19 protein-coding genes are annotated in these 19,040 nt (G+C 46.8%); 13 read left to right on the forward strand and 6 right to left on the reverse strand.

Going from position 1 to position 19,040, the window contains the following annotated elements; all coding sequences use genetic code 11:
- The first annotated feature begins 117 nt into the window (after positions 1–117).
- Positions 118–690, forward strand: coding sequence for an RNA polymerase sigma factor (locus AC14M5_RS02590; RefSeq protein WP_484028064.1), 573 nt, complete (start codon positions 118–120; stop codon positions 688–690).
- Positions 675–1,058, forward strand: coding sequence for a hypothetical protein (locus AC14M5_RS02595; protein ID WP_484028065.1), 384 nt, complete (start codon positions 675–677; stop codon positions 1,056–1,058). Before AC14M5_RS02590 ends, AC14M5_RS02595 begins: the two co-directional genes overlap by 16 nt.
- Before the next feature lie 43 nt (positions 1,059–1,101).
- Here the strand turns inward: AC14M5_RS02595 and AC14M5_RS02600 are convergent, their stop codons facing one another.
- The 6 genes from AC14M5_RS02600 to AC14M5_RS02625 form a co-directional block, all read right to left on the reverse strand.
- On the reverse strand, positions 1,102–2,262 hold the full coding sequence (locus AC14M5_RS02600; RefSeq protein ID WP_484028066.1) for a thiolase C-terminal domain-containing protein: 1,161 nt from the start codon (positions 2,260–2,262) through the stop codon (positions 1,102–1,104).
- Between the two features lie 163 nt (positions 2,263–2,425).
- Positions 2,426–3,505: a hydroxymethylglutaryl-CoA synthase gene (locus AC14M5_RS02605; protein ID WP_484028067.1), complete on the reverse strand. Its 1,080-nt coding sequence runs from the start codon at positions 3,503–3,505 to the stop codon at positions 2,426–2,428.
- 70 nt (positions 3,506–3,575) lie between these two features.
- Positions 3,576–5,141 (reverse strand): hypothetical protein, encoded by a 1,566-nt coding sequence (locus AC14M5_RS02610; protein ID WP_484028068.1) that lies wholly within the window; start codon positions 5,139–5,141, stop codon positions 3,576–3,578.
- A gap of 306 nt (positions 5,142–5,447) precedes the next feature.
- On the reverse strand, positions 5,448–5,672 hold the full coding sequence (locus AC14M5_RS02615) for a hypothetical protein (protein ID WP_484028069.1): 225 nt from the start codon (positions 5,670–5,672) through the stop codon (positions 5,448–5,450).
- 6 nt (positions 5,673–5,678) lie between these two features.
- Positions 5,679–6,164, reverse strand: a complete 486-nt coding sequence (merB, locus tag AC14M5_RS02620; RefSeq protein WP_484028070.1) for an organomercurial lyase — start codon at positions 6,162–6,164, stop codon at positions 5,679–5,681.
- 72 nt (positions 6,165–6,236) lie between these two features.
- Entirely contained in the window at positions 6,237–7,529 is a 1,293-nt protein-coding gene (locus AC14M5_RS02625; protein ID WP_484028071.1) for a hydroxymethylglutaryl-CoA reductase, degradative, read from the reverse strand.
- A gap of 259 nt (positions 7,530–7,788) precedes the next feature.
- Here AC14M5_RS02625 and AC14M5_RS02630 point away from each other — a divergent pair, with 259 nt between their 5' ends.
- From AC14M5_RS02630 to AC14M5_RS02680, 11 genes are all read left to right on the forward strand, one after another.
- The gene (locus AC14M5_RS02630; protein WP_484028072.1) at positions 7,789–9,465 is read left to right on the forward strand and encodes a sensor histidine kinase; all 1,677 of its coding nucleotides are present in this window, start codon (positions 7,789–7,791) and stop codon (positions 9,463–9,465) included.
- Positions 9,466–9,939: 474 nt separating this feature from the next.
- Positions 9,940–11,277, forward strand: a complete 1,338-nt coding sequence (gene dnaA / locus AC14M5_RS02635; protein WP_484028073.1) for a chromosomal replication initiator protein DnaA — start codon at positions 9,940–9,942, stop codon at positions 11,275–11,277.
- Between the two features lie 202 nt (positions 11,278–11,479).
- Positions 11,480–13,048, forward strand: coding sequence for a P-loop ATPase, Sll1717 family (locus tag AC14M5_RS02640; protein WP_484028074.1), 1,569 nt, complete (start codon positions 11,480–11,482; stop codon positions 13,046–13,048).
- Positions 13,049–13,142: 94 nt separating this feature from the next.
- Positions 13,143–14,270 (forward strand): acyltransferase family protein, encoded by a 1,128-nt coding sequence (locus AC14M5_RS02645; protein WP_484028075.1) that lies wholly within the window; start codon positions 13,143–13,145, stop codon positions 14,268–14,270.
- A gap of 33 nt (positions 14,271–14,303) precedes the next feature.
- Positions 14,304–14,546 carry a FitA-like ribbon-helix-helix domain-containing protein gene (locus tag AC14M5_RS02650; RefSeq protein ID WP_484028076.1) on the forward strand — a complete coding sequence of 81 codons (243 nt, stop codon included), beginning with the start codon at positions 14,304–14,306 and terminating at the stop codon, positions 14,544–14,546.
- Between the two features lie 270 nt (positions 14,547–14,816).
- Positions 14,817–15,443, forward strand: coding sequence for a hypothetical protein (locus AC14M5_RS02655; protein ID WP_484028077.1), 627 nt, complete (start codon positions 14,817–14,819; stop codon positions 15,441–15,443).
- A 172-nt stretch (positions 15,444–15,615) separates the two neighbouring features.
- Positions 15,616–16,047 (forward strand): hypothetical protein, encoded by a 432-nt coding sequence (locus AC14M5_RS02660; protein ID WP_484028078.1) that lies wholly within the window; start codon positions 15,616–15,618, stop codon positions 16,045–16,047.
- A 10-nt stretch (positions 16,048–16,057) separates the two neighbouring features.
- Positions 16,058–16,453 (forward strand): heavy metal-responsive transcriptional regulator, encoded by a 396-nt coding sequence (locus AC14M5_RS02665; protein WP_484028079.1) that lies wholly within the window; start codon positions 16,058–16,060, stop codon positions 16,451–16,453.
- 226 nt (positions 16,454–16,679) lie between these two features.
- The gene (locus AC14M5_RS02670) at positions 16,680–17,537 is read left to right on the forward strand and encodes a hypothetical protein (protein ID WP_484028080.1); all 858 of its coding nucleotides are present in this window, start codon (positions 16,680–16,682) and stop codon (positions 17,535–17,537) included.
- Entirely contained in the window at positions 17,527–18,030 is a 504-nt protein-coding gene (locus tag AC14M5_RS02675; RefSeq protein ID WP_484028081.1) for an HNH endonuclease, read from the forward strand. Before AC14M5_RS02670 ends, AC14M5_RS02675 begins: the two co-directional genes overlap by 11 nt.
- 15 nt (positions 18,031–18,045) lie before the next feature.
- Positions 18,046–18,618, forward strand: coding sequence for a PDDEXK family nuclease (locus AC14M5_RS02680; RefSeq protein WP_484028082.1), 573 nt, complete (start codon positions 18,046–18,048; stop codon positions 18,616–18,618).
- Positions 18,619–19,040: the final 422 nt, after the last annotated feature.

Raw genomic sequence — 19,040 nt, forward strand, 5'->3', positions numbered from 1 at the left:
TGCTCACCGCACTAGCGCGCGGCGCAAGTGTCGGGCAGAAATGCACTGCCCTCACAATGACATGTAGTCAGTTTGAAACTTTTCCCCACTTTCCCTGTCTAACCCTCTAGAGAACCCATGCCAGACACTGAAACCGCCCTCATCCAGCGTGCGCAGAAAGGCGATCATGACGCTTTTGCTTCGCTCGTGGATCAACATCAACGCTATGTTTACAACCTAGCCCTGCGTGTCGTCAAAGATGAGAATGAGGCGCTTGATCTCGCGCAGGAAACTTTCGTGCGTGCGTGGACGGCTTTACCCAATTTCAAAGGCCAGTCTCAATTTCGCACCTGGCTGTATCGCATTGTCACCAATCTTTGCTACAACCGCCTGCCCAACCTGCGTCGTTCATTAAATGACCTGGGTGATGATGTCATGGAAAATATCCCCGAGATAAACTCAATTTTTGATAACCCCGCCAGTGAATTTGAATCCAACGAAACCAGAGTCCATTTGCAAAAAGCAATAGATGAACTCGACGCGAATTACAAATTACTGATTACTCTTCGCTATCAGGATGAACTCTCCTACGATGAGATCGCCTTGACTCTTAATCTGCCGCTTGGTACTGTCAAAACAGGCATTTTTCGCGCGAAAGCACAATTGCGAAACGCGCTCGCAAAGTTGGAGGACTCATGGATCACCATTTAACTCCCGAAAAAGAAAACGCGATCATTGAAGACGCGTTAAAAAACATTCCACTTGCACCCATGCCGCGCAGCATTACTGTCAATGTAATGGCTCGCATTCAAAAGGATGTGCGCCCTGCACTCGTCACCTGGAATGACTTTGTATTGAGTCTCGTCATTGCAATATGTATCGGCGCATTATTCTTTACCGCGCAAAATCTTCCGCCGATCATGCTGGCGAAGCTCCGCATTCAAGGTATTCTTTTGTATCAAGATATTCTTGTCAACATGCGTTGGCTTATCCCCGCAGTGTCGTTTGGCCTCGCGGCATTTTTGTCTGCGTTGGCTATTCCATCTTTGTTAAAAATGACAATGGACGATAGACGATAGACCATCCTTCACTCATCGTCCATCGTCGATGGTCTATCATCTTCTAATCCAACCTTTGCAGGATATGACTGACCGCCGTGGAGGCTGGCCCGCCAAGTGACTGGATTAACGCAGTCCTTGCGTCCGCGATCTGATTCGCTTCTGCCTGACCTCGAAGCTGGATGACTGCTTCGACGGCTTGATACACGCCCGCAGCCCCCCCAGGGAATCCGCGGGCTTTCATGCCGCCCATTGTGACGCATGGGATTTTTCCCTTAAGGCTTATCTCGCCGTCCTCGGCGAGTTTCCATCCACGACCTTTAATTGCAAATCCAACCGCTTCGAGCGACAATGCAGCATAGATGCTGAATGCATCATGATATTCAAAGAAGTTGATCTGTTCCAAAATGACCCCCGCCTGCTTCATAGCCTTGCCCGCTGAAATTTGGGCGGTGTCAAAATACAAAATATCCTTCCTATCATGCAATGCCAGAGTATCAGATGACGCTCCCGATCCAGCGATCTTCACGAGTGGATTCTTCCAATCGGACGGGAGCAGGTCACGGCGAGTCAGAACGAGCGCGGCAGCGCCATCCGCATTGGGGGCTACGTCAAACATGTTGATCGGGTCGCTGATCATTTCTGCTTTTGAATAGGTTTCAGGCTTGATTGCTTTTCTAAACATCGCATTTTTATTTGCAACGCCGTTTGCGTGAGCGGTAAGCGCGAAACCAGCGAACCCATTCGCGGGGACATCATTTTCGTGCATATAACGCTTCATCAAAAGTGCGGCTTGTGCAGTGGTGGTGAGTCCCTGTACGGCTTCGAAATCTGAATCACTGGTGGTGGATACAGCCTCTTCCACCTCCGCGCCGACTTTGTCTGTAAATTTCTCCACACCGACTACGAGAGCCACATCCACCATGCCGCTTGCAATGGCGAGATAGCCTTGGCGAAGCGCCGCTCCGCCTGATGCGCCCGCAGCTTCAACAGTCACGGCTTCAATGCCAGTGAGGCCCGCATAGTCCGCAATGAGCGCGCCGAGATGTGCCTGATTGGACAGATTTGGCGCGAGCATGTTGCCAACGAATAAGGCCTGCGGTTTCAACCCACCCGCATCTTTGAGCGCATCTTGAATGGCATCGAGAGCGAGATCGCGCAAGCCAATCTCCCAATGCTCACCGACTTCTGTTTGTCCGATACCTGCGATAACGATGTCTGTCATGTTTCCTCATAACACGGTGGTTGAGTAGGGGCGGCGTTCGTTCGCCCCATATCGAAACCACCAGTTTCATGTGTACTTTTTATTTTCTGTTTTTCAATTAATTGCTGGTTTCGATACGCCCCTCAAAGAGCATTCGGGGCTACTCAACCAGCGGGGTTTCTCTTTATTTCATCGCCAGCTTGCCGCGGAATCTCACATACGTTGCATAATCGATCTCTGTACGGCGTTTGATGTATTCCTGAGTCTTTGTAGCGAGGCCCGCGCGGGCGGACACTTTGTCAGTGACAGTAATGTCGAAGGCGTCTGACCCTGCTCCAGAGCCGAAAGAGACGATGAGAATTCTGTCGCCAGGTTGGGCGATATCTAGAGTCGCGGTCAAGCCGATCATCGCCGCGCCTGCGTAAGTGTTCCCGATCACAGGCACAAGCAGACCTGGCTCAATTTGTTCCATCGAAAACCCAAGTTGACCTGCGACCCTCTGCGGGAATTTTGTGTTTGGTTGATGAAAGACAGCCCACTTGTAATCTTTTGCGGTGGTGCCCATGGCTTCCATGAGATGGGTGGCGGCTTCGGTGATGTGCTTGAAGTAGGCGGGCTCGCCTGTGAAGCGCATGCCGTGCTCGGGATACTTTTGATATTCACGCCGCCAGAAATCAGGCGTGTCGGTGACGTAGGAATATGAGGCGTTGATAATCGCCAATGACTCTTCAGCTGGGCCGAGTATGTACGCGCCGCCGCCCGCGCCCGCGGTATATTCGAGCGCGTCACCGGGCTTGCCTTGGGCCGTGTCCATGCCGATGGCCATGGCATAGTGACCCATGCCCGAGCCGACCAGTCCCATTGCAGCGACCATGGCTTCGGTGCCCGCTTTACAGGCGAATTCCCAATCCGCGGCCTGCGTGTTGGGGACTGCGCCAATCGCTTCAGCAACCAGGGTGGAGGTTGGTTTGACCGCATAGGGATGCGACTCAGACCCGACCCAAACTGCCCGCAATTCGGTCGGGTCGATTTGAGCGCGCAGCATGGCATTACGCGCCGCTTCAATGGACATGGTGATAACGTCTTCATCCAGGCCAGGCACGGCTTTCTCTTTGATGGGAAGTCCGCCTGTCTTGCCAGTCCATACGCGCGCAACTTCCTTGGCGGGCAGACGATAACGCGGCACATACGCGCCGTAGCCGACAATGCCGACTGGCTTGATAGGTTTGAGGAGGGTGGGGGAGTGTGTGTGAGGGGTTGTCATTTATAGACCTTTTTGCTAATTTGTTGTTTGAAGAGATTTGTATAAGAGGACAGTTAAGGTATTGTCTTGTTTAAGGCAAATCAACATTATCGCCACTACAATAATCATCACCAGTAAGACCATCGTTGATTGAGCATATTCGTAGCCATTTTGGTGCATCATTTTCATAATTCATGTATTTTATTTTATATGTACCAGATCTGTCATCAAGCACATATAACTTCGAAGGATTAAGAAGATCAACCATAAAGAATGTGGTTTTCAAGGATCCTTGATCATCATAAATTGCCGAGAACAAGAGCTTATTGATGCTGAAGTTGAATTCTAACCCTCCAGCCATTGTATAGCGATCAGCAGATACATCTGGGCTTTCTATAGTTATTTTGAGTTCGTTATTTGTTGATAAATCTAATATCACCAATTCGAGCGGGTTTTGATTTTGTCTGATGTAAGCAAGTCTGCTACCAGTATTGGACAACTCGTATGAATAAAAATCATTAGCTTGCCCTTCGAAGAGATAGCGGGTTTTCCCAGTATTTGTATCAATTTGTTGTAATGCAATCGCTTCATGAAACGGCTGAATGTTCGTATTATCTGGATATAAAGTCAGATAAACATATTGATTATCTTTTGCCCATAAACGCGGAATAACTGTCAAGCTATCAGCGCCGAAAGATTTAGGGTCGTAAGTAAAGTATTGTTTACCTCCGTCAATTTTGTACACAGCAGAAAGAGCATTTGTCGAGTTTTGGTTTAGCACACCAACTGCTCTTCGTCCACTGCCAGAAAAGATAACATAGTTTGTTTCTTGTTCAACCGGTACAAATGGATAAATTCCATCACTTGCTTTACATGTGATTTGGTAATCGTCAGGTACGGTTCCAGGTTCTTTGAAATCGGTTTTTAGTTCGAAATCTATTGGGAGGTTGTTGTAAATCAGGTAATAAGTATTTGCTTCTGCAGCCGAAATAAAATTATGCTGGCTTGTTTTCGCACAATCTCCACAAAACAGCGAATCTCTTGCTCCTTCGCCATGTAGAGCATAAGTAAATAAATAACCTCCGCCAATTCGCTCGTGCCATGTATAAACACCAATGGTTTCTGACCATGTTCCTGCAAAAAGCGGATCATAGGCAAATCTATCCACGTTAAACCATCCGGCCTGAGAAATTGAATTGAACAATTTGCACATTTTGGTATCGCTTAATTGAGCCACTTTTACTGCGTCTCCAGCACCTTGAATAATTGTACCGTCCCAATAGAGTCGAATTAAGGGCCATTTTGAAAACCAAGGATTCCCGTCGTTGGCATGCTCACTTATTTCAAGCAGAACATCTTGCGGATGCCATGTAATCTCATTGTCGTAATTTCCTAATAAGGTGGCCACTGCTGTGATGGCTGAGACACTGGGAAGGGGTGTTATTCCTGAGGTCTGTAGCGCAACGACTGTTCCAACTCTTTCAGTTAAGTAGTCTGAGAAACCATTAGGTGTTAATGTCTGCGATGGTTGAATTGTCTCTGTTTGAGTTATTGCATTACTAAGAGAGGTGGGTGTCGTTTTTTCGCAAGCGACGAGAATGGCTATGATAAGCCATACAAAGAGAAAAACTTTGATTGAGTTCCTTATTTTCTTCATATATCAATACGAAACTTTGACTTCAACCCTGCCTGCGGTTTTCAACGGATTGCTTCGCGTAGCGGATGAGCGGATGTTGACAGCGGACTCTATCACGGACTCGCGGACGGAAACGGATGTGTTTACCTGTCTACTTGTTTCCGTGTCTACCGTTTACGTATACCAAAACTCCGAAGTCAATCCTGCCTGCTTGAAAACCTCCGCAGCCTGTTCGGTGAAAGACCTGACAGGTCTCCACAAAAGTCGGTTGATTATGACCTGAGTCCGCGCATGGGATATGGATTGCATCGGCGCTGATGAGACCTGTCAGGTCTGGTGTTGCACATACCAAAACGCTGATTTCAAACCAGCCTGCCTAAAAACCTCTGCAACCTGCTCAATGCTTCGTCCATGAAAATCCACGGACATTCGGTTGCCATACCAAAGTTTGGAAAGCTCCCAGACATGGTTAATTGTTAGAACTTCTCCACGTTCGAGATTATTTCGTTTGCACCACTTGTCGATCCATTCTTCCGACTGGAAGAGAAGCATGGTCGCTCAGGTGAAGACCAGGTCATCATACCAGCGGGCGAAGGGGAGAGGGAAGTGGACCAACAAGCTGCTCCTATCGCCGTCCTCGGCGGCGGGGACTCCGCCGAGGACAAAAATTCTTTCATCCCGAATTTCCAATTGAACTGCTTCGTTGCTTTCCGTGCAAACCGCATTGATGACCGCGTCGCAATGCAGCGCGGCAGGAATGCCGAGCATGTCCCAGGCGCAGTTGGCAAAATAAGTCTTGCCGTTCGCGTGGACTTTGAAGTCCGTGGGAATCCCTGAGAATGGGTTTGCCATACGGATGGTCAAAGTATTTGGCTCGAGGAAGAATGCGTGATGATTGTGTAATTCTTTGTAAAGCTCGCCAGCTTCTTCATTGTTGATATTAAAGTGCTGCGCGGTTACGTCCACGCTTGGTGGGAGGGTTGTGTCTGCGAAGTGGGAATAGACAAAATGACGTACTTGCCAGAGGAGGGTTTCGTTAGTCATGTTAATCCGTTGGGGCACAGCGGGACGAATCACGATTCTGACAGTTGATTGTCCCGCTGTGCCCCAACATTGTTATTTCATTTCCTTCAAAATTTCTTCCGCCCGATCAATTCTTACAACCTTTTCCACCACCATTTGACTTGCGACTTTTTCGATCAATTCTCCGCTTGCGCCTGCTGCAATGGCAACCTGCCTTGCGTGTAGCGACATGTGTCCACGTTGGATGCCTTCGGTGGCGAGGGCACGAAGTGCTGCCATATTTTGGGCGAGTCCAACCGAGACGATGATTTGCGCGAGCTCGCTGGCAGTTTTCACGCCCATTAACTTAACTGAGGCTTGTGCAGCAGGGTGGACCTTGGTCGCGCCGCCGACGATCCCCACCGCCATTGGCATTTCAAGTGTGCCAACCAAATTTCCATCTTTATCTTTGTTCCATGTTGATAATGAAGTGTATTTCCCTGAACGAGCGGCATAGGCATGTGCGCCCGCTTCGATGGCACGCCAGTCATTGCCTGTGGCGATGACAACTGCATCCACGCCGTTCATGATGCCTTTGTTGTGGGTGGCTGCGCGGTATGGGTCAGAGGCAGCGAAGGCATAGGCGGCAATGATTCCATCACGTACCTCTTCACCCGTGTGGGACAAGTTGCCATCTTGCCCTACTACTGCCAGCTCTTTCACAGGAATCGTGCATCTGACTCTTGCGATGCGGCGATCCGCTAAATTGGACAGAATTCGCAAATGGACTTTTCCGCCTGTGATGGCTTCGATTTGTGGTGCAAGTTTTTCGCAGGCCGTGTTAACCGCGTTTGCGCCCATCGCATCACGCACATCATAAATGAGATGAATGACGAGAAAAGCGCCGATAGGGGAGTCCTCGATGATACGAACCTCCAGGTCTCGTGCGCCGCCGCCGAATTTCTTGAGGACTGGGTCAATTTCATCGGCCATGGCAAGCAATTCGGCTTTATGCTCATATATTTTCAGCTTCGCTTCATCTACATTGACAAGGTTGATCAACTGCATTTGTCCGATCATTAATGGATCGGTAGTCGTGGCCGTGAATCCGCCGCCTGTACGGACCAGTTTCGCCATGAACGAAGCGCCCGCCACAACAGATGGTTCTTCAATTACAAAGGGCACCAGCACATCACGTCCATTCACCATGAAGTTAAGGCCAATGCCGAGCGGCAGGGAATACAGGCCGATTACGTTTTCGATCATGTGGTCGGCTGATTCGGCGGAGAGTCCGCCTGTAGTAAATGGGAGCAGGTCTTCGGGAGTCAGAAGCGCCGCTTCAGCCAGTTGAGCGCGGCGTTCAGCGAGAGTCATGTTGTAAAAACCAGAAATGCGCGAATTTGTCATCTAAGTTGTCTCAAGTAGGTCATAAGCTCAAATCGCCGTCCTCGGCGTTGTTATTAACATAATCTTGGGCCGAAGACGGTGCAAGGAGCAGTCATATAGGTTATTCCAAGTATAGTTTGGCTTTCTTTCAAATGCTATCAAAATTTCATTGCGAGATTGCTTTGGGCAATAGCAAGAACGCCCTCGCACATCGTCCCTGTGAGGAAATGACGGATATATGTTAGAGAATTGATTATAATGTCTGCGAGGTGTCCATGTTATGTTATTAACCCGCGAACAATTACAGGAGCGTTTATTTGCGCTCCATCGTGCCAGCCTGGAATTGGTAAAGGATGTTTCGCTCGAGCATTTGCTTGAGCGAATTGCCGCAGCAGCCTGTGAGCAGGCCAATGCCAATTATGCCGCGCTGGGTGTGCTGGATGATGAAGGCCGTTTACAGCAATTTATCACAGTGGGCATGTCGGATAAAGAAGTAAAGAAAATGGAGCACCCCCCAGTTGGGCGCGGTTTGCTGGGCGCGTTAATGGATACTGAGATTCCTCTGCGGGTTCCTGTTCTTCAAGATCATCCAAAATCTGTTGGGTTTCCAGCTCATCATCCAGTCATGGTCCCGTTTTTAGGTGTGCCGATCCGCGCAGGAGATCGTCAACTGGGGCAGATCTACCTTACCAATAAAGCTGGTGGGCCTGAATTCGACGAAAACGATGAAATGATCATTCAAATGCTGGCTGCCTATGCTGCCACGGCCATCACAAATGCACGACTTGTGGAAAAGATGCAAGAACGTGACCTGGCGTTGACTCGCCGCAACGTGGATATGTCCCTGCTTAATGGCATCGCTTCAACCTTAACCTCCAGCCTGGAACTCGACGAGATACTTAACAAGACCCTTGGGCTTGTAATGAACTACATGAAAGTGGAAGCGGGTGACATCTTCCTGCTCGAAGAGGATAAGACCACTTTGCGTATGGTGCTGCACCGCGGACAGGCCGCAGAAGCGTTCTGGCGGCGGAACCTATTCAATGTAGGTGATGGATACCTGGGCATGGCGGCCCAAACACGCCAGCCAATGATCGGCAGACAATTGGCGAGTGATGCAAATTTTCTGCGCGACGCAGTTGTAGAAGCTGGTTTTCAGCAAATTGCCTGTATTCCCCTGCTTTCTGGTGAAAATCTAATGGGCGTGATGAGCATTGCCACACGTGGAACTGATCCATTTGACGAGCGAAACATCCAAATGCTCACAGCAGTGGGCACCTGGGCAGGTCTTTCGATTGAAAATGCCCGCTTACACTCCAATGCACGCCGACTGGCTGTCTTGGAAGAGCGTGACCGCATCGGCATGGACTTGCATGATGGCATCATTCAATCCATTTATGGGGTAGGTTTGGCATTGGAAGGCGTGCGGCTTACCTTAAGTGAAGACCCTCAAGCTGCGAAAGAGCGCATCGACCATGCAATCAGCGGATTGAATCAGGCAATCCGAGATATTCGTGCTTATATCCTTGACCTAAGACCACGTCAACTTGGCTCGGAAGGCTTATTGAATGGCATAAAACGCCTGATCACCGAGTATCGTGCCAACACGTTCTCTGAAGTTAACTTCAGCGGGCCTGATTCAGACCTGAAAGACCTTCCACAAACACAAGCATTGGTCTTATTTCACATCTGCCAGGAGGCATTAGCCAATGCAGCCAAGCATGCCAAGGCAAAAAATGTGGGAATTTCCATCTGGACTACCGATGAACGGGCCTTGATGGAGATCCGTGATGATGGCAAAGGCTTCGATATTGATCAAATGCAATCATCCATCGGCCATGGACTCGCAAATATGCAGACGCGTGCACATGCAGTAGGTGGTGATATTGATATATCATCATCAATTGGTGAGGGAACGACCATACTTATATGGGTTCCTCGCGCAATAAAAAGATAAATCATACGATTCAATGATTCATTGCAAAATGAATCACAGGAACTCGAGTCTCATTAACGGTTTATTAAAAAAGTTTCACTTCACATTTTTTTAAGGTGCATATACCATCCATCACCCAAAAATGCGCTTGATGACCATATATGGGGGGTAAGATCGTGACGATAGGTGCTAGTGGCTGAAACGCCTGTTCTAAACCAAAACATAATAATGATTGAATGCGAGATGTTTCTTTAACATTGACCAACCTTAAAAAAGCAAATCTTTTTAACTTAACGTAGGTTGAACGACTGTTATCATTTCAAAGTATCTGCTAGAATGTATCCACGCTGATATAAAGGATGTTTGCCTCACACATCCGAATTCCGTAAGAAGTCTTACAAATAAACCTATTCACCCCTTTTTCATAGCCGCTATAAGGCGGGCTAGTTCAGTACACTTAAAATTACACGGTAAATCATACATTGAGGAATGCATATGAACGCAGAGCAGGCTTGGCAATCAGTACTCGCACAACTTCAAATGGAAATGCCCCGCGCATCCTTCGACACATGGGTGCGCGATACGCGTCCCATGGCTTACGAGAACGGCATTATCACGGTTGGTGTGCGCAACGCCTACGCACGTGACTGGCTCGAAAGCCGACTTACGACCAATGTTAGCCGCCTGCTGATCGAAATCCTCAACTCGAACGTCTCCGTCAACTTTGTTGTCTCTCAATCGGACGAAAACGCCTCGTTCTCCGACCCTGAACCTGATGCCTCTTCCATTGAGATAACGCCACCCGAGCCAAAATCGCGCCATGTGACCTTGAATCCGCGCTACACCTTCGATACTTATGTGGTTGGTTCAGGCAACCGACTGGCTCATGCGGCTTGTCAGGCCGTGGCAGAGAAGCCAGCCCGCGCGTACAACCCACTATTCCTCTATGGGGGTGTGGGACTTGGCAAAACGCACTTATTACATGCCATTGGCAACGCCTGTTACGCCAGCGGACTCAACGTTTTATATGTTTCCTCCGAAGAATTCACGAATGACATGATCACTGCTATTCGTACTCACACCACTCAGGCCTTCCGTGAAAAGTATCGCTCAGCCGACGTTTTGCTGGTGGATGATATCCAGTTCATCGCAGGCAAGGAATCCACGCAGGAGGAATTCTTCCACACCTTCAATACCCTGCATGGACAGGACAAGCAGATCATCGTTTCGTCCGATCGGCCCCCCAAGTCCCTTGTCACTCTGGAAGAACGCCTGCGCTCCCGCTTCGAGTGGGGACTAACTGCCGATATTCAAGCACCCGATTTTGAGACTCGGCTCGCCATTCTGCGCTCCAAAGCCGAGCGGACAGGTAGACATATTTCCGATGAAATACTTGAAAGCGTTGCCAAACAAGTGCAATCCAATATCCGTGAACTTGAAGGTGCGTTGAATCGGATCATTGCCTTCGCAGACCTAAGCGGTTCTGCGCTCACAACCAACCTTGTGGAAATAGCATTAGTGGATTTGTTACCTCAGAATCTCAATGTCCCTGCAAACAAAATTCTTGAGGCTGTTGCCGCCCAAGCAGAAATTGATATGGATGATTTGGTTGGGCAAAACCGTACTGCGAAGATTGCTATTCCTCGCCAATTGGCAATGTATATTTTGAGCGAATTCAATAAAGTTTCTTCGCCCCAAATTGGCGATTTGCTTGGCGGACGTGATCATAGCACAGTGTTGTATGGCATAAAGAAAATTGCCGGTGATGAAAAACTCAGGAGGCGGGCAGAAAATATTTGGCACAATTTGTCAAGCCAAGCCGTATCAGCCTAAAAACCTTTGGTTTTTGATTTCAGGCAGGCATATCTTTTTGGATATGCCTGTTTTTTTTATCCACTGATGTAGGTCGGATTGCCAATCCGACTTGCGCCGTGTTACATATATGGTGGTCTATCACGGTAACTGCCAGAGAGCTAATCCAGGGATTGTTGTATAATTTTCAAATCATTGCAAAGCCCAATGGAGGATTTATCACTTGTTAAACACAGTCCGCCCTTACATTACCAGAGATGAACCATTTGGTCCGATTGATTCGATTGATATCGATTCGAATGACTTGAGCGCTTTGAAGCTTTTATTTGAACAACATAACTGGACTTATAAAAATCTTCGTAACAGACCCTCCATTATCATTGGCCGCAGGGGTTCCGGAAAAACTTATTATTTGCGAAGCGTGTTCTTTGATAAGCAATATGATTTCTATACTGAGATCAGAACCGCGCGTGTGCTGGGAAACATGACCAGGGTCATTCAAAGGATGACCAGGGATGCGGTTTTTCCTGAGATGGTATCGGAACTTTGGGAAACCGTATTGTGGATCAGCGTATTTGCAGAGCTCGGAAAACATTCGATTTTGACAGATGATGACCGCTACATCATCAGTTCTTATCTGGAGAAGGTGAACGTTCGAGGCAGTGACGATGTTGATAGTGTGCTTCGGAGCCTGTCTACGATGCTGGATGAGGCGATGGACAAGGATGCGAACGGGGGAGCCTCTGGGATCCTTAGAGGTCTGGATGGGTTTAGTTTTGATTATGTGAAATCCATTGTTTTAAAAGCCCTTGAACGATCCAAAAAAACTTTTGTGATCCTGATGGATTCGCTCGATGATTTCCAGTTGGATATGGACTCTATGGGAAACTCGCTTCAGGGACTGCTCAAACTGGTTGGTTCAATGAACAAGCCGCGCGATATTGTAGACGTACGCTTTTGCCTGCCCGCAGAGATTTATCACAGGTTCATAAAGATATCATCCAACCCCAACAAGGATTTTCGGCGCGCGCTCAAACTCCAATGGACGGCGGGGGAACTGGTCCTGATTGGTGCACAACGTCTGATGTTTTACCTGGCTTTGTATTATCAGGATTTTCTGAAATCCATCTTTCCGCTTGACCTCACCAAACGCGCAGATGCGTTGAAGCTATTTCAGGCAGTGCTGCCCGAGAGGATAACGAATCAGGCCGGGTTTCAGGAAGAGACCATGTCCTACATCCTGCGGCATACCCAGCTTTTGCCCAGGCATTTCCTGATGTTGTTGAATTCGATCTTCAAGAACCCGGATGGGACTCAAAGGTTAACGCCCTTTCCTGTCAGCGAAGAGAGGATCATCAATGGCATCCGTCAGGTGGAGGAGTTCATGGTGGGGGAGATCTTTGTGGCTTTCAAACCCACTTATCCCACCGCCGAGGAAACTTGCCGTCGCTGCCTGCCGGAACTCGGACATAAATTCACCATGGGTGACCTGCACCGCGTTTTCACCCGTCATGGTAAGGCTGTCTTTGGCAGTGATAACCTGTTTGACTTTCAACGCATGTTGCTTGAGATCGGCGCAATTGGCAAGGTGATTCCCGGCAAGGAAAAGGATGTGTATATCAAGGGCAATTTTGAATACACGGTTTCCCATGAAATGGTGTTAAGCCAGGACGATGAGCTTTGCGTTCACCCGCTTTTCTCTGGCATTTTTCACGGCAATGGAGGGGAACGTCCCGTTTACCCATATGGAAGTGTGCTCGACGATGAAGATTACAGGCATAGCGAGGAGTGATCTCCATTAGAGATGAGACTCTTAAGAATTCCTTCGTGCCCTTCGTGTTAAGAAGTTTTTTCAGTAGACTCCTCCGTATTTTAGACTCATTGACATGATCCCTGGTCTGAATGGTTTACGCGCTATTGCTTTTTTGAGTATCTTCGGGCTGCATACCGGATACCTGCAATTCGGCTGGATGGGGGTGCAGTTGTTCTTTGTCCTGTCGGGATATCTGATAACCCTTATCCTTCTGCGAATGAAAGAAAGCCTGCCGATGAGGGGATATTTGTATAAATTCTATATCAGGCGGTTCTTGCGGATTTTTCCGCTCTATTATTTTTATCTGTTCCTGATGCTGGGAATTGCGATCTGGTTGGGTTCAGCTTCGTTTCGGCCAGGTCTCATGCAGGTTTATCGGGAGCAGGTCTTGTATGCATTTTTATACATTTATGATTTCTATTCTGCATTACGGGGGATTGAACCTTCCAACTTTCTGGTTCATTTATGGTCCCTCTCGGTGGAAGAGCAGTTTTATTTGATCTGGCCGATTTTGATTTTCATTACGCCTGAAAAATCTCTCAAAAAATTATTTCTGGCAGGGGTCATTGCAGGACCAGTGTTTCGGTTGTTATTCCATTTTCTCTATGATTTGGGTCTGTCTGAATTTTTCCACGAACCAGCCACTAGTGCCCTATACCTTCTCCCTTTCACCTATGTGGATGCCTTTGCATTTGGCGCATACATCTCCTGCTATTCGATCCGCAATGCCAGAAGACAGCTTTTCTACCTGGGAGGGTTTATTCTGCTTGCGGGGTTTGCTTCTCAATATCTTGCAACTGGAGAGGCGGGGACGCTTTCCTCGCTGGGATATCCCATCACCCTGCCGAATGCCTTTCAATACCTTTGGGCATATTCCCTGCTTAACTATTGGTTTGCCCTATTGATTTATTGCGTGGTAAATGAAAACCTGTTTATACGATTCCTTGAAATGCCGCCCATAAAATATCTGGGTAGGATCTCTTATGGCTTATATGTTTATCATATCCCGATCATCTGGACCCTTGAGCGCCTGCGGGTCGTGCAAGGTTTTTCGGAGCTTTCTCCGCTCGAGAATAAACTCGCCGCCCTCGCAGGGACAGTGGCCATCGCTTTCATAAGTTACTTCCTGCTCGAGCGTCCGCTTATTAGATTGAAAGATACCCTCGCCGCTTATTCTTCGACTCATCAAGAAATTACATAATCATTTATTTTCCTGACTTTGAAAGGAAAGCTCATGAGAACCCTTCACATTCACGATGTGCCTGATGATTTATACAAACAACTTCGGCAATTGGCTCGCGCCAATCATCGTTCGTTGAACTCGCAGGTGGTTGTTATGCTTTCCAGGTCAGTTGGGGATGAAGAACGTTCTAATCAACAAGCCATTATTCTAAATTCGATTCAAAGCAGACGATTCAAGATTCCCGAGAATGTACCTTCCACTCTTGATTTGTTGCGAGAGGATCGTGGACGATAAACCTCCCGCGCGGACATATGACTCGCAACGTAAGCCTTTAGCTGTCTAATTATTTCGGCGGACTAAAGTCCTGCCTCAGTTCGTGGAAGTCCGCTTCAGCGGACTCATCCATTAGCCCGAAGGGCTTCCATGTACTGAGCTAGGGATTTATCCCGCAGTGATCCATCTCGCGGACATGTGTCTCGCAACACAAGCCTTTCGCGATGGCACGTCAGGTATTATGTGACATTTCTGTTTTGTTGTATACTCACATTGGATGGGATTTTGAGCATGGATTACCTACCCTTTGAAGATTTCGAAATACACACTGCCTTATCTTCGGATGAGGTTTTCTATAAGCTTCGCGCTGCTGTAGAGACGAAAAAAACTTGGTGGAGACCATTGTTTACAATCAGCAAATCCTATTATGGGGAAGTGAATAGAAATTCTTTTCGAATGGTACGAATTACTTTGTGGAATCGGAACTTTACTCCTGAAGTGTTTGGTACTGTTGAACAAGAAAATTCTGGAAGCAAGGTCCGAGTTAAGATGCGAATGCATTCATTTTCTTTTGTATTCTGGGCTTTTTGGCTTGGGGCGGTAGTCTATATGATTTTGAATGGAGTAACTAGCTTGGTAATACAGATGGCCCAGTCGGGAGTTTGGTTGATTGATCCATATTGGGGGATATTTCCATTGCTCGGGTTTTTTGCTTTTGGATATTTACTGGTGATGATTAGCTTCAAATTAGAGACAGATCGCGTAAAGGAATTTCTAGCAAAGCTGACACAAGCAAAGGCAGAAAGTATCCAATACAAAGATAGGATTTTTGGATTAACAGAATTCCAAATCATCAAATGGCTATTTCTTTTGACATTTCTTGCCATGTTCGCGTGGATTGTGTACAGCCTTCTTTGATTTGCCCAGACCTGACATGTGACTTGCAACGCATCCCTCGCGCGGACTTGTGCCCGTTAAGGTAGAGATGTCAGATCTTGTTTTGCATCTGTTATTCTTGATGAACATGAAATAGAATTGCCCATCGCAAACCCTTGACTCGGCACCATGGTGCAGACTGTAGAATTCGGCCATGGAAACTACACTCTCTCAAATCCCTTCCCTTTCAAAGCGCATTATTTTCTGGGGCGCCGCCTATGACGTTCTCGTAACCGCTGCCTTCGCCACCCCGTGGACGGCCGCGCCTGTTTTCCGAATCCTTTCACAACTGCACGAGCAGTTTGGTCTTGCAGGGGCAGCCCTTCCCGCCGTTGACCCTGTCAGCATGATCTTTGTCAACTTCAGTGGGACACTGGTCTTGACGTGGGGCGGGCTGCGCCTCTTTCGCCCGACTCTGCTCAACGGCGCAATCGATTCTACGGGACGGCTGGCCGTTGCACTATGGATTTTTCTCGCCGTTCAAGCGGGTGCCACGACCATTTCCCTGCCCTTGTTGGTGGGCGAGTTGATCTGGTTCGCGCTTCAAACAGGTGCGATTGTATATGCATTGAAAAAACCAAAGTAAAAGGTGTCCTATGAAAACTGCCGAAGCCGCTCGCGCCGCTGGAATCAAAATATCGACCATCCGCTTCTACGAGCGGCAAGGCATTATCACAGCACAATCTCGTTCCGCTTCGGGCTACCGCGAATTCACGGACGAAGAAGTCCGCCGCTTGAAGTTTATTCGACGCGCTCAGGAACTTGGCTTTTCACTCGCGGAAATTCGCAACTTCATGGCATTCTCCGCTGAACGTAAGACGCTCAATCGCGATGTTCTTCAAGCGGGGAAGGAGAAACTCATCGACTTGGACCGCCGCATCCAGGATTTGACCCGCATGCGCGCCGCGTTGGATGGATTGCTCTCGAACGTCTGTGATATTTCGGAGTCGGTGGAATGCCCCATTATTCGGTCGCTGTCCGATTTTGCGTAGAAGCTCTTTGAACTGATCTTTCCTTTCCCTTGTTTCGGCGCGGACTTGTTTAACCAGACCTGACATGTCTCATCGTGACGCTCACCAACCATCACCCTCGCGCGGATACGAATCCCCGAACGCCAGCCTTCTATTGAGACATGTCAGGTCTTTCTCGGACGTACCCATGTGATGCACCTGTTTTATTGTATACTGACGAAAGTTTACGATATGCGTGGAGGATAATATGGCTAAATCTAAAGTGAAATCTATTCCGCAAGGAGAGATGGACGAAAATAATAAAAAATGGTTTGATGAGTATATAGAACATCGTCATCCCGAAGGATATAATCGGCTCGTAAAAAGATTCTTGCGTTTTAATGAATTCCAAAACAAACCCTTTAATAAATTCTTGTCTGATGATCTTAATAGATATAAAAAAATATTGGAATCTAGTGGGATTAAACAGAGTAATGATTTCCATGCTATTAAGAGCTTCAAGAAATTTCTTGATGAGAAATACCCAATGCTGCTTGGAGAAACATTTCTCTCTAATTTATCGGAATTTATACCTCGTACACAAAAAGGTAAAACAAATGGAACGGTCTTAAGCCTGCCTCAGATAAGTTACATAAGAGAATACAATAAGGGTGATGTTTATGATGAGTATGTGTTTGAAGTGCTTTTTCAGTTAGGTGTTCAAAAAGAATACTTGAAGTTTTGTTTGCCTGTTTATGCTGATTCTGCTAATAAGCTTTTCGTTTTGAGAGGAAAGAAAGAGCCTATAGAATACAATCATAAGATTGAAGCTCTTTTATCTAAGGTGAAAGATGTAAAAAAACTTGAAGACAGAATCAAGAATATTAATCACCAATATTTTGATAAGGTTACAGATTACCTAGGGGATGCAAAAGTTTTTCCTGAAAACCGCAAATTAAACTCGTCCGATGTTTTGGTTAGCCACCAGGCGTATTTCTTTGTTTGTCCCAATTGCGGAGATGAAGTTGAGAACATTGGAGAGAATTGGGTTTTAGCAAAAACGGAATTTGATGATGAATATCGTTTATTTTGCGCTCAATGTAAAGGAGTGCCAAATGGAAATTGAGATTATTGAAAATGTAGTAAGTGAATTGCCGCTATATGTGACACAAGGTCATAGTGCAATTCACGTTCCAAATACTGAAAAGAAAAAAATAATTAGAAAAGCGGTTGGAACAGGAGTAGAAACGAAAACTGAGGAAATAATAAGGCAAGATAGTTTTCAGGAAGGCGGAGTCGATGAAGTATCTGCTGAGATTAAGAGACAAAAGCGCAATCCTAAATTGCGTGAAGAAGCAATAAGAACACATGGCTACAATTGTGTAGTTTGTAATTTCAATTTTGAGGATACATATGGTGATTTGGGGACGGGATATATCGAGGTTCATCATTTAGAGTTGTTGTCTGCAAATAAAAAAGAACATACTTTAACTGCAAACGATGTAACAGTTGTTTGTGCGAATTGTCATCGTGTTTTACATCGAAACGGTAAGGATCTTATGTCAATAGAGAAATTGAAAAAGGTATACAAAGAAAGAAAAGAGAAATCATCTAAATAGTTTTTAGGAGGATTTATGTTGACGCTTGGTGATGAATATGAGCAATTTATTGCGACAATATTGGAAGGTATTAAATCCAGCAGAAGAAAATTATCCTCAATTGGATATGGCAGAAATAATAAAATTCCAGGTGTAAGCGGGGTAAATCATCAAATTGATGTGTCATTCGTGGATTACAGCTTTGATGCTCCAACTTTGTTGTTAATTGAGTGTAAACGATACGATGAACAAAAGAATCCCATTGAGTTGGATAAGGTGAAAGTTTTGAAGGCGACACTTGATGACATAGCTCAAGACTTTGATAAGGCTACAAAATTTAAAGCCATGTTGGTCACAACTGCCAAGATAAGACGTGGAGCAAGCAAATATGCAAATTATTACGGAATAATTATCGAACAGGTACCGCATAACAGGCGTTTTACATTTAAGTATGAGGATATTATTTCGGTTGGGATGGTAATATCGTCAGGGCATATGCCTTTGGGCTTTCAAGCAAAACTTATCAGAAGGTGTGAAAACTGTAGTGAGAAGTTTGAGCAAGTTGGTAAAGAAACGATGTGCCCTACTTGTGAGTCTGTTAACGCCTAAGTTGTCCTCTTGACACATCCCCTTCTCCGTCATAGAATACCGCCCAACAACATACATAAAACGCTGACGAGGACGAGTACACTTCAAAGCGATTACCAGAGAGCCGAGCTGGTGGTTGAGTAGGACGAAGTCCGTATCGAAACCACAATGGTGAAAGCAAGGCAAAAGCGCAGAAGTCGAATGGCCCTCCGAGTTGCAAAGGCAAAAGCAGTCTGATAGTTTGTTAGTCAGATAGTCGAGTAGCCTGAGACGGGAACTGCATCCGTTACCATAGCAGAGTTTCTTAGAAGGATGTTCTACCAAGCGACCACAAGACCATCCGACTAGCAGACTACAAAGTGAAGCTGGCCTCTTTTCCCTGTTGCATCACGACAGGGATTTTTTGTTAAGTGAGGAAGAGCTTTAAGCCTGGGTGGCACCAC

The organism is Candidatus Villigracilis sp. (genome assembly GCF_057083605.1).

Coding starts and splice junctions, on each gene's coding strand:
- AC14M5_RS02590 (WP_484028064.1), top strand. CDS start 118: ATGCCAGACACTGAAACCGCCCTCATCCAGCGTGCGCAGAAAGGCGAT.
- AC14M5_RS02595 (WP_484028065.1), top strand. CDS start 675: ATGGATCACCATTTAACTCCCGAAAAAGAAAACGCGATCATTGAAGAC.
- AC14M5_RS02600 (WP_484028066.1), bottom strand. CDS start 2,262: ATGACAGACATCGTTATCGCAGGTATCGGACAAACAGAAGTCGGTGAG.
- AC14M5_RS02605 (WP_484028067.1), bottom strand. CDS start 3,505: ATGACAACCCCTCACACACACTCCCCCACCCTCCTCAAACCTATCAAG.
- AC14M5_RS02610 (WP_484028068.1), bottom strand. CDS start 5,141: ATGAAGAAAATAAGGAACTCAATCAAAGTTTTTCTCTTTGTATGGCTT.
- AC14M5_RS02615 (WP_484028069.1), bottom strand. CDS start 5,672: ATGCTTCTCTTCCAGTCGGAAGAATGGATCGACAAGTGGTGCAAACGA.
- merB (WP_484028070.1), bottom strand. CDS start 6,164: ATGACTAACGAAACCCTCCTCTGGCAAGTACGTCATTTTGTCTATTCC.
- AC14M5_RS02625 (WP_484028071.1), bottom strand. CDS start 7,529: ATGACAAATTCGCGCATTTCTGGTTTTTACAACATGACTCTCGCTGAA.
- AC14M5_RS02630 (WP_484028072.1), top strand. CDS start 7,789: ATGTTATTAACCCGCGAACAATTACAGGAGCGTTTATTTGCGCTCCAT.
- dnaA (WP_484028073.1), top strand. CDS start 9,940: ATGAACGCAGAGCAGGCTTGGCAATCAGTACTCGCACAACTTCAAATG.
- AC14M5_RS02645 (WP_484028075.1), top strand. CDS start 13,143: ATGATCCCTGGTCTGAATGGTTTACGCGCTATTGCTTTTTTGAGTATC.
- AC14M5_RS02650 (WP_484028076.1), top strand. CDS start 14,304: ATGAGAACCCTTCACATTCACGATGTGCCTGATGATTTATACAAACAA.
- AC14M5_RS02655 (WP_484028077.1), top strand. CDS start 14,817: ATGGATTACCTACCCTTTGAAGATTTCGAAATACACACTGCCTTATCT.
- AC14M5_RS02660 (WP_484028078.1), top strand. CDS start 15,616: ATGGAAACTACACTCTCTCAAATCCCTTCCCTTTCAAAGCGCATTATT.
- AC14M5_RS02665 (WP_484028079.1), top strand. CDS start 16,058: ATGAAAACTGCCGAAGCCGCTCGCGCCGCTGGAATCAAAATATCGACC.
- AC14M5_RS02670 (WP_484028080.1), top strand. CDS start 16,680: ATGGCTAAATCTAAAGTGAAATCTATTCCGCAAGGAGAGATGGACGAA.
- AC14M5_RS02675 (WP_484028081.1), top strand. CDS start 17,527: ATGGAAATTGAGATTATTGAAAATGTAGTAAGTGAATTGCCGCTATAT.
- AC14M5_RS02680 (WP_484028082.1), top strand. CDS start 18,046: ATGTTGACGCTTGGTGATGAATATGAGCAATTTATTGCGACAATATTG.